Source organism: Delftia sp. 60 (assembly GCF_002754395.1).
GTDB classification, from domain to species: Bacteria; Pseudomonadota; Gammaproteobacteria; order Burkholderiales; family Burkholderiaceae_C; genus Comamonas; species Comamonas acidovorans.
Genome location: NZ_PEFD01000001.1, coordinates 4,197,358 through 4,211,239 on the forward strand (window position 1 = coordinate 4,197,358; position 13,882 = coordinate 4,211,239).

Annotated in this window: 12 protein-coding genes; 7 read left to right on the forward strand and 5 right to left on the reverse strand. The window is 64.8% G+C overall.

Annotated elements, in window-relative coordinates; genetic code table 11:
- Position 1: 1 nt before the first annotated feature.
- Entirely contained in the window at positions 2-2,719 is a 2,718-nt protein-coding gene (aceE, locus tag CLV01_RS18980; RefSeq protein WP_088164547.1) for a pyruvate dehydrogenase (acetyl-transferring), homodimeric type, read from the reverse strand.
- Between the two features lie 320 nt (positions 2,720-3,039).
- On the opposite strand from aceE, the gene CLV01_RS18985 reads away from it, so the two are divergent.
- The 6 genes from CLV01_RS18985 to CLV01_RS19010 all read left to right on the forward strand — a co-directional run bounded on the left by CLV01_RS18985 (position 3,040) and on the right by CLV01_RS19010 (position 10,649).
- Positions 3,040-5,613 (forward strand): PAS domain-containing sensor histidine kinase, encoded by a 2,574-nt coding sequence (locus CLV01_RS18985; RefSeq protein ID WP_012205806.1) that lies wholly within the window; start codon positions 3,040-3,042, stop codon positions 5,611-5,613.
- Positions 5,610-6,260 (forward strand): response regulator transcription factor, encoded by a 651-nt coding sequence (locus tag CLV01_RS18990; protein ID WP_012205807.1) that lies wholly within the window; start codon positions 5,610-5,612, stop codon positions 6,258-6,260. Before CLV01_RS18985 ends, CLV01_RS18990 begins: the two co-directional genes overlap by 4 nt.
- 83 nt (positions 6,261-6,343) lie before the next feature.
- Positions 6,344-7,198: a bifunctional methylenetetrahydrofolate dehydrogenase/methenyltetrahydrofolate cyclohydrolase FolD gene (gene folD, locus CLV01_RS18995; protein WP_099733500.1), complete on the forward strand. Its 855-nt coding sequence runs from the start codon at positions 6,344-6,346 to the stop codon at positions 7,196-7,198.
- A gap of 75 nt (positions 7,199-7,273) precedes the next feature.
- Positions 7,274-9,322: a M3 family metallopeptidase gene (locus CLV01_RS19000; RefSeq protein WP_099733499.1), complete on the forward strand. Its 2,049-nt coding sequence runs from the start codon at positions 7,274-7,276 to the stop codon at positions 9,320-9,322.
- Positions 9,323-9,529: 207 nt separating this feature from the next.
- The gene (locus CLV01_RS19005) at positions 9,530-10,234 is read left to right on the forward strand and encodes a glutaredoxin family protein (protein WP_099733498.1); all 705 of its coding nucleotides are present in this window, start codon (positions 9,530-9,532) and stop codon (positions 10,232-10,234) included.
- A 40-nt stretch (positions 10,235-10,274) separates the two neighbouring features.
- Entirely contained in the window at positions 10,275-10,649 is a 375-nt protein-coding gene (locus tag CLV01_RS19010) for a hypothetical protein (RefSeq protein WP_257221402.1), read from the forward strand.
- 21 nt (positions 10,650-10,670) lie between these two features.
- Here CLV01_RS19010 and rpiA read toward each other — a convergent pair whose 3' ends face one another.
- Positions 10,671-11,363 carry a ribose-5-phosphate isomerase RpiA gene (rpiA, locus tag CLV01_RS19015; protein ID WP_099733496.1) on the reverse strand — a complete coding sequence of 231 codons (693 nt, stop codon included), beginning with the start codon at positions 11,361-11,363 and terminating at the stop codon, positions 10,671-10,673.
- 34 nt (positions 11,364-11,397) lie between these two features.
- Between rpiA and CLV01_RS19020 the strand changes: the two genes are divergently transcribed.
- Positions 11,398-12,444 carry a quinone-dependent dihydroorotate dehydrogenase gene (locus CLV01_RS19020; RefSeq protein ID WP_013802216.1) on the forward strand — a complete coding sequence of 349 codons (1,047 nt, stop codon included), beginning with the start codon at positions 11,398-11,400 and terminating at the stop codon, positions 12,442-12,444.
- Positions 12,445-12,597: 153 nt separating this feature from the next.
- Here CLV01_RS19020 and CLV01_RS19025 read toward each other — a convergent pair whose 3' ends face one another.
- The 3 genes from CLV01_RS19025 to CLV01_RS19035 are packed head-to-tail and all read right to left on the reverse strand — an operon-like array spanning position 12,598 to position 13,711.
- Positions 12,598-12,969 (reverse strand): hypothetical protein, encoded by a 372-nt coding sequence (locus tag CLV01_RS19025; protein ID WP_099733495.1) that lies wholly within the window; start codon positions 12,967-12,969, stop codon positions 12,598-12,600.
- A 2-nt stretch (positions 12,970-12,971) separates the two neighbouring features.
- Positions 12,972-13,391, reverse strand: a complete 420-nt coding sequence (locus CLV01_RS19030; RefSeq protein WP_099733494.1) for a phage holin family protein — start codon at positions 13,389-13,391, stop codon at positions 12,972-12,974.
- An 8-nt stretch (positions 13,392-13,399) separates the two neighbouring features.
- Positions 13,400-13,711 (reverse strand): DUF883 domain-containing protein, encoded by a 312-nt coding sequence (locus CLV01_RS19035; RefSeq protein ID WP_012205816.1) that lies wholly within the window; start codon positions 13,709-13,711, stop codon positions 13,400-13,402.
- Between the last annotated feature and the right edge of the window lie 171 nt (positions 13,712-13,882).

The window sequence follows — 13,882 nt, forward strand, 5'->3', positions numbered from 1 at the left end:
CTCAAGCGTGCAGCGGGTTGATCTTGTCGGCCTTGATGCCGTACTTGGCGATCGCTTCGGCCACGGTGGTGGCGTTGATCTTGCCTTCTTCGGCCAGCGCGCGCAGTGCGGCAACCACGATGTAGTGGCGATCCACTTCGAAGTGCTCGCGCAGCTTGCGGCGGAAGTCCGAACGGCCGAAGCCGTCGGTGCCCAGCACCTTGTAGGTGCGGCCCTTGGGCATGTAGGGGCGGATCTGCTCGGCGTAGGCCTTCATGTAGTCGGTGGATGCGATCACCGGGCCATTGTGCGACTGCAGCTGCTGCGTGACGAAGGGCACCTTCTGGGTGTCCAGCGGATGCAGCAGGTTCCAGCGGTCGGCCTCCTGACCGTCGCGGGTGAGCTCGTTGAAGCTCGGGCAGCTCCACACGTCGGCGGCAATGCCCCAGTCGGCCAGCAGCAGTTCCTGGGCGAAGAAGGATTCACGCAGGATGGTGCCCGAACCCAGCAGTTGCACGCGCAGGCCGCTTTCCGGCACCTTCTGGCCGGGCTTGCACAGGTACATGCCCTTGATGATCTGCTGCTCGGTGCCGGGCGTGAGGCCGGGCATGGCGTAGTTCTCGTTGAGCAGCGTGATGTAGTAGAAGACGTTTTCCTGGTTCTGCACCATGCGGCGCAGGCCGTCCTGCATGATCACGGCGACTTCGTGGGCGAAGGTCGGGTCGTAGCTCACGCAGTTGGGAATGGTGTTGGCCAGGATGTGGCTGTGGCCGTCTTCGTGCTGCAGGCCTTCGCCGTTCAGCGTGGTGCGGCCCGAAGTGCCGCCCAGCAGGAAACCGCGCGCCTGCATGTCGCCGGCCGCCCAGGCCAGGTCACCGATGCGCTGGAAGCCGAACATCGAGTAGTACACGTAGAACGGGATCATGATCCGGTTGCTCGTGCTGTAGCTCGTGGCTGCCGCGATCCAGCTGCTCATGCCGCCGGCTTCGTTGATGCCTTCCTGCAGGATCTGGCCGGCCTTGTCCTCGCGGTAGTACATCACCTGGTCCTTGTCGACCGGGGTGTACTGCTGTCCAGCGGGGTTGTAGATGCCGATCTGACGGAACAGGCCTTCCATGCCGAAGGTACGTGCCTCGTCCACCAGGATGGGCACGACGCGCGGGCCGATTTCCTTGTCGCGCAGCAGCTGCGTGAGGAAGCGCACATAGGCCTGGGTGGTCGAGATCTCACGGCCTTCGGGCGTGGCTTCAAGGATGGCCTTGAAGGTATCCAGCGCAGGCGCCGTGAATTGCTCGCTGGCCTTCACGCGGCGGTGCGGCAGGTAGCCGCCCAGGGCCTTGCGGCGCTCGTGCAGGTAGCGCATTTCCGGGGTGTCGTCGGCCGGCTTGTAGAAAGGCAGGTCGGCGATTTGGCTGTCGGGAATGGGAATGTTGAAACGGTCGCGGAAGGCCTTGATGTCCTCGTCGCCCAGCTTCTTGGTCTGGTGAACGGTGTTCTTGCCTTCACCGATCTTGCCCATGCCGAAGCCCTTGACGGTCTTGACCAGCAGCACGGTGGGCTGGCCCTTGTGCGAATTGGCGGCGTGGAAGGCAGCGTAGACCTTCTGCGAATCGTGGCCGCCGCGGCGCAGATTCCAGATCTCGTCGTCGCTCATGTGCTCGACCATCTTCAGCGCGCGCGGATCGCGGCCGAAGAAGTTCTTGCGCACGTAGGCGCCGTCATTGGCCTTGAACGACTGGTAGTCGCCGTCGTTGCACTCGGCCATGATCTTCTTGAGCACGCCGTCCTTGTCCTTGGCCAGCAGCTCGTCCCAGCCCTTGCCCCACAGCAGCTTGATGACGTTCCAGCCGGAGCCGCGGAACTCGCCCTCGAGTTCCTGGATGATCTTGCCGTTGCCGCGCACCGGGCCGTCCAGGCGCTGCAGGTTGCAGTTGATCACGAAGATCAGGTTGTCCAGCTTTTCGCGCGCGGCCAGCGAGATCGCGCCCAGCGACTCGACCTCGTCCATTTCGCCGTCGCCGCAGAAAACCCAGACCTTGCGGCTTTCGGTGTCGGCGATGCCACGGGCATGCAGGTACTTGAGGAAGCGTGCCTGGTAGATGGCCATCAGCGGGCCCAGGCCCATGGACACCGTGGGGAACTGCCAGAACTCGGGCATCAGCTTGGGGTGCGGGTAGCTGGACAGGCCCTTGCCGTCCACTTCCTGGCGGAAGTTCAGCAGCTGCTCTTCGGAAATGCGGCCTTCCAGGTAGGCGCGGGCATAGATGCCGGGAGATACGTGGCCCTGGATATACAGGCAGTCGCCGCCGTGGTTCTCGTTTTCGGCGTGCCAGAAATGGTTGAAGCCGGCCGCGAACATGTTGGCCAGCGAAGCGAAGGAGCCGATGTGGCCGCCCAGGTCACCGCCTTCGGGCGGGTGCAGGCGGTTGGCCTTGACCACCATGGCCATGGCGTTCCAGCGCATGTAGGCGCGCAGACGGCCTTCGATTTCCAGGTTGCCGGGACAGCGGGCTTCCTGCGAGGTCTCGATGGTGTTCACATAGCCGGTGTTGGCCGAGAAAGGCATGTCCACGCTGTTCTGGCGTGCGTGTTCGAGCAGGTCCTCGATCAGCTTGTGCGCGTATTCGGCGCCCTCACGGTCGATGACGGCCGACAGGGCGTCCATCCATTCGCGCGATTCTTGTTGGTCCAGGCCGGCGGGAACGCCTGCATTGCCTTGCGGGTCAGTCTGAGCTGTCATGGGAATGTCTCCTTGCAGAAGGTAGCGTCTTGGGGTCGAACCAGTGAGCGGCGCAGCGCGCCAACGCAGGCGGGTAGTTCACCACGCCTTGCGCGGCACAGACCCTGTCTGGCGAACTTGAAAATACCGATTCACTGCCTCAATGCTCGGCGAGTGTCGCATACTTTTTTCGAATTTCAAATGGTGCTTTTTGATTTCATAATTTGAAATTTTGCTGCAAACGCACATACAGTGAAGACCCCAAAGAACGTCGCCGAAGCGCCTCGGCGGCGACTCCAATACTCCTTAAAAACAGTCAGACTCTCCCCTACACTGGGCGCATGCAATCCTCCCCTTCCGAGCACGGCACGCACAGCCCTGCCCCCATGGCAGGCGTGGCCGCGCCAGTGCGCTGGTGGCGCAGCTGGTGGCGCAGTCTTTCCCCCACGCGCCAGGACCGCTTCGCGGCGCTCGCCCCCCTCGCGGCCGTACTGATGTTCATGGCGGCCATCGTGGCCTCCTTCTGGTACCTGCGCATGGAGGAGATCGACCGCGAGAAGGAAGCGCTGCACCGCGACGTGGAATATGCCCAGCAACGCGTGCGCCTGCGCCTGCTCGAGCGCCAGGAGCAACTGATGCGCATGGCGCGCGACATCGGCAACCACGACCTGGGCGAGTCCGACTTCGCCAGCCGCGCCGAAGCACTCATCAGCCAATACCCCGAACTGCAGTCCATCACCTGGATCGATGCACAGCGGCGCATCCTGGCCAGCCAGTCCGCCCCCACAGTGAGCAGCGAGCAGCTGCGCATCCCGCGTGAAGTGCTGCGCGCCGGAGACGCGCTGGAGGCCTACCAGCTCGCGCGTGAGATGCAGCAACCCATCTACGTGCAGGGACTGGCCCACAAGGGGGAAGCCGCGCCGCTGCTGCAACTGCATGTGCCGCTGGCACAGGACGGCCGCTACATCGGCGAGCTGCTGGGCGAGTACTCCATCGACAGCCTGCTGCGCTATGGAACGCCCACCGAAATCATGGCCCGCTACGCCATGACCATGCTCGACAGCCGGGGCCAGGTGCTGGCAGGCACGCCGCTGACACCGCGCAAGCAGACCGCCACCGAACTGCTGCGCTGGCGCACCGTTGCCAACGAGGACGAGGCCCCCGTCGCCCCCGTCGGCAACAGCCTTGTGCTGCGTGCCCAGGCCTATCGCACCTCGCTGGGCGTGGTCGGCAGCGGCCTGTTCTGGCTGGTGGGCACGCTCAGTGCGATGACGGCATGGCTGCTGCTGGCCACCTGGCGCCACACGCGCCGCCGCCAGCGCGCCCAGGAGGCCCTGGTCGCGGAAACCAACTTCCGCCGCGCCATGGAAAACTCCGTGCTCACCGGCATGCGCGCGCTGGACCTGCAAGGCCGCATCACCTATGTGAATGCCGCCTTCTGCCAGATGACGGGCTGGAGCGAATCAGAGCTGGTCGGCCAGATGCCGCCCTACTCCTACTGGCCCGACAACGACTACGACAACCTGCACTCCAAGCTGCGCGAAGAGCTTTCGGGCAAGACCATCGTCGGCGGCTTCCAGGTGCGCGTGCAGCGCAAGAACGGCACGCAGTTCGATGCGCGCCTGTATGTCTCGCCGCTGATCGACGCCCATGGCCAGCACACGGGCTGGATGTCGTCCATGACCGACATCACCGAGCCCAACCGCATCCGCGAGCAACTGTCCGCCTCCTACGAGCGCTTCACCATCGTGCTGGAGGCGCTGGACGCCTCGGTGTCCGTCGCCCCGCTGGGCAGCGCCGAGCTGCTGTTCGCCAACAAGCTGTACCGGCAGTGGTTCGGCTCGCAGACCGACGGCCACCTGCAGCTCGTCGCCCAGGCCGGCGTGCTGCCCGTGCGCTCGCAGCCGCAAGGCATGGACGACGAGGACGGCCTCATGGGCCTGCCCACCGACTCGCTGACCAGCGCACGCAGCGAAAACGCCGAGATCTACCTGCCGGAACTGGGCAAGTGGCTGGAAGTGCGATCGCGCTACCTGAGCTGGGTGGACGGCCGCCTGGCCCAAATGGTGATCGCCACCGACATCACGCCGCGCCGCCTGGCCGAGGAGCAGGCCGATCGCCAGGCCGAGCACGCCCAGTCCGTCAGCCGCCTGATCACCATGGGCGAGATGGCCTCCAGCGTCGCCCATGAGCTCAACCAGCCGCTGACCGCCATCAGCAACTACTGCAGCGGCATGCTCACCCGGCTTGAAAAGGGCACGCTGACCGAAGAGCAGATGAAGTTCGCGCTGGAGAAAACCGCCCACCAGGCGCAGCGCGCGGGACAGATCATTTTGCGCATACGCTCCTTCGTCAAGCGCAGCGAGCCCAACCGCACACTGGCCCAGGTCACCGACATGGTCAGCGAGGCCGTGGAGCTGGCCGGGATCGAGCTGCGCCGCCGCAATGTGCAGCTGACCTACCACGTGGCCGAGCGCATGCCGGCCATCATGGCCGACACCATCCTCATCGAGCAGGTGCTGGTCAACCTCATGAAGAACGGCGCCGAATCCATCGAGCAGTCGGGCCGCCCCAGCCACCAGCGCAATGTGGAGCTGCGCGTGGTGCCGCGCACCATCGAGGACCAGCGCGTCATCGAATTCAACGTGCAGGACACCGGCAAGGGCCTGCCGCCGGAGGTGCTGGAACGCCTCTTCGAGGCCTTCTTCACCACCAAGAGCGAAGGCATGGGCATGGGGCTGAATCTGTGCCGCAGCATTGTCGAGTCCCACCAGGGCCGGATGCGTGCCGAGAACCTCTACAATGGTTCCGAGGTTGTCGGCTGCCGGTTTTCATTCTGGCTGCCGCTGGCCCCGCCGGGCGACGCGACAACGCCGGCAGCGACCATTGAACCCACAACAAGGACGATTGCATGAGCTTGATCCCGAAAAAAGGCACTGTGTACGTAGTTGATGACGACGAAGCGGTTCGTGATTCGTTGCAATGGTTGTTGGAGGGCAAGGACTATCGTGTGCGCTGCTTCGACTCGGCCGAGACCTTCCTCTCGCGCTACGACCCACGCGAGATCGCCTGCCTCATCGTCGACATCCGCATGGGCGGCATGACGGGCCTGGAACTGCAGGACCGCCTGATCGAACGCAAGTCCCCCCTTCCCATCGTCTTCATCACCGGCCACGGCGACGTGCCCATGGCGGTGAACACCATGAAGAAGGGCGCACTGGACTTCATCCAGAAGCCGTTCAACGAAGAGGAACTGCTGAACCTGGTCGAGCGCATGCTGGACCATGCCCGCGAAGCCTTTGCCGGCCACCAGCAGGCCGCCAGCCGCGACGCGCTGCTGGCCAAGTTGACCAGCCGTGAAGCCCAGGTGCTGGAGCGCATCGTCGCCGGCCGGCTGAACAAGCAGATCGCCGACGATCTTGGCATCAGCATCAAGACGGTGGAGGCGCACCGCGCCAACATCATGGAAAAGCTCAACGCCAACACCGTGGCCGATCTGCTCAAGATCGCCCTGGGCCAGGGCCAGACCGCTGCAGCGGCCAAGGCAGCCGTCGCCGGATAAGCCAAGACACCACCGCTTTTTTCAAAGAGCTGCTAGCGCTTGATCAACAAGCCCTAGCAGCATTTTTATTGGTATTCACTGCAATGACAGCCCAACTCATCGACGGCAACGCCCTCTCCCGCCAACTGCGTGCCGAAGTCGCCCAGCGCGCCACCGCCCTGAAGGCCCGCGGCACCACGCCCGGCCTGGCCGTGGTCCTGGTCGGCGACAACCCTGCCTCCCAGGTCTATGTGCGCAACAAGGTCAAGGCCTGCGAGGACGCAGGCTTTCATTCGGTGCTGGAGAAGTACGATGCCTCGATGACCGAGGCCGAACTGCTGGCCCGCGTCGAGGCGCTGAACAACGACCCCAGCATCCACGGCATCCTGGTCCAGCTGCCGCTGCCCGCACACATCGACGACCACAAGGTCATCGAGACCATTTCGCCGCTCAAGGACGTGGATGGCTTTCACGTGGCCAGTGCAGGCGCACTGATGGTGGGCGAGGTCGGCTTCAAGGCCTGCACCCCCTACGGCTGCATGAAGATGCTCGAATCCATCGGCATGAAGGACCTGCGCGGCAAGCATGCCGTGGTCATCGGCCGCTCCAACATCGTCGGCAAGCCCATGGCCATGATGCTGCTGGCCGCCAATGCCACCGTCACCATCTGCCACAGCGGCACGGCCGATCTCGCGGCCATGACGCGCCAGGCCGACATCGTGGTCGCCGCCGTCGGCAAGCGCAATGTGCTGACTGCAGAAATGTGCAAGCCTGGCGCCGTGGTCATCGACGTGGGCATGAATCGCAACGATGAAGGCAAGCTCTGCGGCGACGTGGACTTTGACGGCGTCAAGGAAGTGGCCGGCTTCATCACGCCCGTACCCGGCGGTGTCGGCCCCATGACGATTACCATGCTGCTGGTCAACACCATGGAGGCGGCCGAGCGCGCCGCCGGCTGACCAGGAGCTGACAAGCATCGGGCGGCTCCCTGGGGAGCCGCTTGATTTCAATGCACCCGACGGCATCTGACACGCATGAGCAATCCCCTCCTCGAATCCTCCGACCTGCCCCTGTTCGATCGCATACGCCCTGCCGATGTCGGCCCGGCCATCGATATCCTGCTGACCGGGGCCGCAGAGGCCCTGGAGACCGTCACGGCACCCGACTTTCCGGCGCGCTGGGATTCGATCTCGGCCGTGCTCGATGTCGCCACCGAGAAGCTGGGAACGGCCTGGGGCGCCGTCAGCCACCTCAACAGCGTGGCCGATACGCCGGAGCTGCGCGCCGCCTACAACGAGTCCCTGCCCAAGGTCACCGAATTCTGGACGCGCCTGGGTGCCGACGAGCGCCTGTATGCCAAGTACAAGGCCATTGACCCCGCCACGCTCAATGTCGAGCAGCGTGCGGCCTGGGACCATGCCATGCGCAACTTCGTGCTCTCCGGCGCAGAGCTGCGGGGCGAGGACAAGCTGCGCTTTGCCAAGATCCAGGAACGCTCGGCCGAACTGACGCAGAAGTTCAGCGAGAACGCGCTCGACGCCACCGATGCATTCGCCTACTACGCCACGGCCGAGGAGCTGGACGGCGTGCCGCAGGACGTGCGCCAGGCAGCCCGCTCCGCCGCCGAGGCCGAAGGCAAGCAAGGCTTCAAGCTCACGCTGAAGATGCCCTGCTATCTGCCCGTGATGCAGTTCGCGACCAGCAGTGCGCTGCGCGAGAAGCTCTATCGCGCCTATGTGACACGCGCCTCCGACCAGGCCGAGGGCGATGCCATCCGCTTCGACAACACGGCCAACATCTCGGAGATTCTGGCCCTGCGCAAGGAAGAGGCGCAGTTGCTGGGTTACCGCAATTTCGGCGAGATTTCGCTGGTTCCCAAGATGGCGCATTCGCCACAGCAGGTGATCGACTTTCTGCGCGATCTCGCGCACCGGGCCCGCCCCTATGCCGAGAAGGATGTCGCCGACCTGCGCGCCTTCGCACGCGATGAACTGGGCCTGGCCGATCCCCAGCCCTGGGACTGGGCCTATGTCTCCGAAAAGCTCAAGGAGGCACGCTATGCCTTCAGCGAGCAGGAGGTCAAGCAGTACTTCCCTGCGCCCAAGGTGCTGGCCGGCCTGTTCAAGATCGTCGAGACGCTGTTCGACGTGGCCATCCGCCGCGACGCGGCGCCGGTCTGGAATCCCGCCGTCGAGTTCTACCGCATCGAGCGCAGCACACCGCAAGGCCCCGAGCTGGTCGGCCAGTTCTACCTGGACCAGCCGGCGCGATCGGGCAAGCGTGGCGGCGCCTGGATGGACGATGTGCGTACCCGCTGGCTGCGCCCTGACAACCACAGGCTGCAGACGCCCGTCGCTCACCTGGTCTGCAACTTTGCCACCGGCGTCGATGGAAAGCCGGCCCTGCTCACGCACGATGACGTGATCACGCTGTTCCATGAAACGGGCCACGGCCTGCACCACATGCTGACCCAGGTCAACGAGCGCGACGTCTCGGGCATCGCGGGCGTGGAATGGGATGCCGTGGAGCTGCCAAGCCAGTTCATGGAGAACTTCTGCTGGGAATGGGAAGTGCTCAAGCACATGACCGCCCACGTGGACAGCGGCGAGCCGCTGCCGCGCGCCCTGTACGACAAGATGATCGCGGCCAAGAACTTCCAGTCGGGCATGCAGACGCTGCGCCAGATCGAGTTCTCGCTGTTCGACATGCTGCTGCATACCGAGCACGATCCGAAGGCAGACATCATGCCGCTGCTGGCCCGCGTGCGCGCCGAGGTGGCCGTGCTGCCGTCGACTCCTTACAGCCGCTCGGCCCACACCTTCAGCCACATCTTTGCAGGCGGCTATGCAGCCGGCTACTACAGCTACAAGTGGGCTGAAGTCCTCTCGGCAGATGCCTATGCGGCCTTCGAGGAAACCATGCTGGCCGATGGAACCCCCAACCCCGAGACAGGCCGCCGCTACCGCGAGGCGATTCTGGAGGCCGGTGGGGCACGCCCGGCCATGGAGTCGTTCAAGGCCTTCCGTGGCCGCGAACCCCAGCTGGATGCGCTGTTGCGCCACCAGGGCATGGCCCAGGCCTGAGAGCCCGACCCCAGGTCTGCAGCGCCCCGACGGGGCGCTTTTTCCTGGCCCGGCCACCCCATCGGATGCGCGCAGCCACATCCTGTGGCTCCAGAAGATGGCCCAGGATGAATGGCACGCTATGCTTGCAGGCACTCCTGTGCGGGCATCCATCCGACGAGTGGTGGCCCCCCGCACGAAACCCTTCTTCCGAAACCGAGATCGTCCATGCAGTCTTCTCCCAGCCTTGGCCGCGGCGCCCTGCGCCACCTGATGCCATGCCTCGCCCTCGCCTGCCTTGCCGCCGCACTGCCGGCCGGTGCGCAGCAGGTGTACCGCATCGTCGGCCCCGATGGAAAAGTCACTTTCTCGGACCGCCCGGCCCAAAGCGCCCAGCAGCAGGCAGCGCCTGCCGCCGCTGCCGCCTCGTCAGTCGCGGGTGCCGCTGACAGCAATGCCTCCCTGCCCTATGCGCTGCGCCAGATCGCAGGCCGCTTTCCGGTGACGCTGTACACCTCGTCCGACTGCGCGCCCTGCGACAGCGCGCGCCAGTTGCTCCAATCCAGAGGCATTCCCTATGCCGAACGCCTGGTGCAGACCGAGGCGGACGCCGCTGCCCTGCAAAAGCTCAGCGGCCAGAACAGCCTGCCGTTTGCCACCGTTGGCAAGCAGTTCCTGAGCGGCTTCTCGTCCAGCGAATGGACCCAATACCTGGATGCCGCAGGCTATCCTGCGACCTCGCAACTGCCGGCCCAGTACAAGCGGCCATCGGCACAGCCATTGACCACGCCTACGCCCGCTGCATCGGCGGCGGCATCGGCGCCCGCAGCAGCACCCGCCGCCGCCGAGGACCCGGGCAGCCGGCGCACCCCCATGCCCGCCCCAACGCCTGGTGCACGCACCAACGACAACCCCGCAGGCCTGAGCTTCTAGGCAAGCGCCTGCCGCAATCAGGAGCCCGACAGTGGATTCCATGCTGTCCGATGTGGTCTGGACCATGGCAAGGCTTGCCACGCTTGTCGGCCTGCCCGCGCTCATCGCGTGGACCCTGGTTGCAAGGCCTTCATGGCGCGAGCCTTTCAGGCTGGCCAGCCTGGCGCTGGTGCCTTGCCTGATCACGCTGTGGTTCATGCATGACGGAGGCCTGGGCAATGGCCTCAACCGCCTGGCCTACTACATGACGACGGCTGGCTTCTTTGCCGTCTACGCCGGGCTGGCAGCCATCACCTGGCTCATTCAGCACATCAAAAAACAGCGCGCGCAAGCTTCGTTGCGCGCGCTGTGCCTGGGTGCATTGGCCCTGCTCGCGTGGATCACAGGCGCCGTGGCGTTCGAGAGCCTCGGCTAGCCGAGGCCGGAAGGTCTTCGCTCAATAGTTGAGCGTCTGCACGCCCTCGGGCGTGCCCAGCAGGCAGACCGATGCCTTCTGGTGCGCAAACACTCCCACGGTCACCACGCCGGGCCACTGGTTGACCTCGGACTCGAAGGCCAGCGGCTCTGCGATCTTCAGGCCGCGCACATCAAGAATGTGCTGGCCGTTGTCCGTCACCAGGGGTACGCCGTCCTTCATGCGGATCTCGGCGCGGCCACCCATGGCCTTGAAACGGTTCGCAATCTGGGCAGCTGCCATGGGAATCACCTCCACAGGCAGCGGAAAGTCTCCGAGCACCTCGACGCGCTTGGAGGCATCGGCAATGCAGACAAAGCGCTCGGCCAGCGCAGCGACGATCTTCTCGCGCGTCAGTGCGGCGCCACCGCCCTTGACCATGTAGCCGCGGCCGTCGATCTCGTCGGCTCCGTCGATGTAGACCGACAGGCTGGCGACTTCGTTGGCATCCAGCACCTTGATGCCCAGCGCCTTCAGGCGCTCGGTGCTGGCCACGGAGCTGGACACGGCGCCCGGGATCTGGTCCTTGATGGTGGCCAGTGCATCGATGAACTTGTTGACCGTGGAGCCGGTGCCAACGCCGACGATTTCGCCGGGCACCACATAGGCCAGAGCGGCTTGCCCGACCAGGGCTTTGAGTTCATCTTGGGAAAAAGAGGCAGCAGATGTCGTCATGAGGGAAAATCCAGGTAATCCTTTGATTATCCCCATGTCTCTGATCCCCTACGCCCTGACCCGTCCCTTTCTCTTCGGCATGGACCCCGAATCCGCCCACGATCTCACGATGAACCTGATGGCAAAGGGGCAGAACACGCTCCTGCAGCAGGCGTGGGCACAGCCCATGGTGAGTGACCCCGTCGAGCTTGCCGGCCTCAAGTTCCCCAACCGCGTGGGCATGGCAGCGGGTCTGGACAAGAATGCACGCTGCATCGACGCGCTGGCCGCCATGGGCTTCGGCTTCGTCGAGGTGGGCACCGTGACGCCCCGCCCGCAACCGGGCAACCCCAAGCCGCGCATGTTCCGCATTCCCGAACGCAATGCGTTGATCAACCGCCTGGGCTTCAACAACGAAGGCCTGGATGCCTTCCTGAGCAACGTCAAGCGCTCGCAGGCCCGCGCCCAGGGCAAACCCATGCTGCTGGGGCTGAACATCGGCAAGAACGCCACCACTCCCATCGAAGATGCTACCAGCGACTATCTCAAGGCGCTGGACGGCGTGTACCCGCATGCCGACTACGTGACGGTGAACATCAGCTCGCCCAACACCAAGAACCTGCGCGCCCTGCAAAGCGACGAAGCACTGGACGCCCTGCTGGGTGCGATTGCCGAGCGCCGTGAGCAGCTAGCCACGCAGCATGGCAAGCGGGTGCCGGTGTTCGTGAAGATTGCACCCGACCTGGATGAAGAGCAGGTCGGCGTCATCGCCGCCACGCTGCAGCGCCATGGCATGGATGGTGTGATCGCCACCAACACCACGATCAGCCGGGAAGCCGTCAAGGGCCTGCCCCACGCGCAGGAAACGGGCGGCCTGTCCGGTGCGCCGGTGCTGGAGGCCAGCAACCAGGTCATACGCCAGCTGCGTTCCGCCCTGGGCAGCCGCTACCCCATCATTGGCGTGGGCGGCATTCTCAGCGGCGAAGATGCCGTCAGCAAAATCCGCGCAGGCGCCGACGTGGTCCAGATCTACAGCGGCCTGATCTACCGAGGCCCTGCCCTGGTGCCCGAGACCGCACGCGCCATAGCCCAGCTGCGTTGAGGCCCGTGTCAGACAGGTGGCTGCCTGGCCGTTTCGAGTCAAGGCAGCTGAGTCAAGACATCACACAGCCAGTGCTGACGCACTGAACGCAGAACGCGAAAACGCCCGGCATGCCGGGCGTTTTCTTTGGGAGAGAAGCAGGCTTCTCGGCCCTCAACCCCTGCGCTGCTGCCAGCGCAGGATCAGGGGCATGACGGTGGTGCCGAATCGCAGCAGCTTGCGCGGGCCCACCATCAGTGCGGCTCCGGCCGCCACGGCCACGGCCACGGGATGCAGGCGCGCAAAGGTGATGGCACGCTCCACCAGCGGTGCATCAGGCTGCACCTGGGTGGCAGAGCGGCTCAATGCCCGGGCCTGGGCCACGGCCGCAGAGCGCGCCTTGAGGCGCTCTCGCTGCTGGGCAATGCGTTGCATCACCTGCTGCTGCTCAACGGTGGATGTGACCCAGAGCTCCGCATTGGGCCCCGTGGGCGCGGGCGGCGTGACAGCGTTGCGGGACGGGGAAGCGTTGGAAGCATCGACCATGGCTACAGCCTCTTCTTCAGCGCCTGCCAGTCCTGGCTCAGCTCGTTGCGGGTAAGGATGAAGGGGCGGGCCAGGCGGCGCACGGCAGCAAGCAATTGCCACAGGGCAATGACCCAGACCGCCAGCCAGCCACCGCCCACCAGCCAGCCCACCAGCACGCGGTGCTCGGTGTCCCAGAACTGCACGAGCAAGGCCACCGACAGCGTGAGCATGACCACGACGCTGAGTCCAGCAAGCGCAATCAGCAGCACGACCACCGTCTGCATGCTGCGCTTGTGCTCGGCCCATTCAAGCCGCGCGAGGTCCGTGCGGTCTTCTGCGGCAATGGCCAGCTCGATCACGGAAGCGCGCCAGCGCGCAACCCAGGCATCCAAACCCAGAAGGGAAATCCAATTCACAGGCATCCTTTTCTGGTCAGGCATGCCGTTGATCAGCGACGACCCAGCAGGAAGCCCAGCAAGGCGCCCATGGCAAGGGCAGCGCCTGCGACGCGCCACGGCTCATCGTGGGCGTAGCGATCGGCAGCGTAGGCGGCATCCTTGGCTTGGCGGGCCGCTTCCTGCGCCGCACGCACCGCGGACTCACGCACATTGGACATGCCATCATCGATACGCTGGCGCAGCATATGGATTTCCGGCACGGCATCCAGCTCCTTGGCGGACAGCAGACCACGCAGGTCGCCGACCAGTTTTTCAAGATCGGCTTGTGCGGTGGAGACGGTGTCAGTGATCGATTTCGTCATGATGAGCCTTTCTATTGAGGTGAAAACAAATACAGCGGTGAGCAGGCAATCATGTCGCCCGATACCTGTCACGCAACATGGGCAAGGCCCTTGTTACATGCAAGCATCTTATCCAATTGTTCCGGGGCTTCCGGGAAGCGAGAGGGCCTGAGCCTTGTCAGACAAGGCCTG

What these genes read in the sequence shown, in the direction of transcription:
- aceE (WP_088164547.1), bottom strand. Translation starts at nt 2,719, where the DNA reads ATGACAGCTCAGACTGACCCGCAAGGCAATGCAGGCGTTCCCGCCGGC.
- folD (WP_099733500.1), top strand. Translation starts at nt 6,344, where the DNA reads ATGACAGCCCAACTCATCGACGGCAACGCCCTCTCCCGCCAACTGCGT.
- CLV01_RS19000 (WP_099733499.1), top strand. Translation starts at nt 7,274, where the DNA reads ATGAGCAATCCCCTCCTCGAATCCTCCGACCTGCCCCTGTTCGATCGC.
- CLV01_RS18990 (WP_012205807.1), top strand. Translation starts at nt 5,610, where the DNA reads ATGAGCTTGATCCCGAAAAAAGGCACTGTGTACGTAGTTGATGACGAC.
- CLV01_RS19030 (WP_099733494.1), bottom strand. Translation starts at nt 13,391, where the DNA reads ATGCCTGACCAGAAAAGGATGCCTGTGAATTGGATTTCCCTTCTGGGT.
- CLV01_RS18985 (WP_012205806.1), top strand. Translation starts at nt 3,040, where the DNA reads ATGCAATCCTCCCCTTCCGAGCACGGCACGCACAGCCCTGCCCCCATG.
- CLV01_RS19025 (WP_099733495.1), bottom strand. Translation starts at nt 12,969, where the DNA reads ATGGTCGATGCTTCCAACGCTTCCCCGTCCCGCAACGCTGTCACGCCG.
- CLV01_RS19020 (WP_013802216.1), top strand. Translation starts at nt 11,398, where the DNA reads ATGTCTCTGATCCCCTACGCCCTGACCCGTCCCTTTCTCTTCGGCATG.
- rpiA (WP_099733496.1), bottom strand. Translation starts at nt 11,363, where the DNA reads ATGACGACATCTGCTGCCTCTTTTTCCCAAGATGAACTCAAAGCCCTG.
- CLV01_RS19010 (WP_257221402.1), top strand. Translation starts at nt 10,275, where the DNA reads ATGCTGTCCGATGTGGTCTGGACCATGGCAAGGCTTGCCACGCTTGTC.
- CLV01_RS19005 (WP_099733498.1), top strand. Translation starts at nt 9,530, where the DNA reads ATGCAGTCTTCTCCCAGCCTTGGCCGCGGCGCCCTGCGCCACCTGATG.
- CLV01_RS19035 (WP_012205816.1), bottom strand. Translation starts at nt 13,711, where the DNA reads ATGACGAAATCGATCACTGACACCGTCTCCACCGCACAAGCCGATCTT.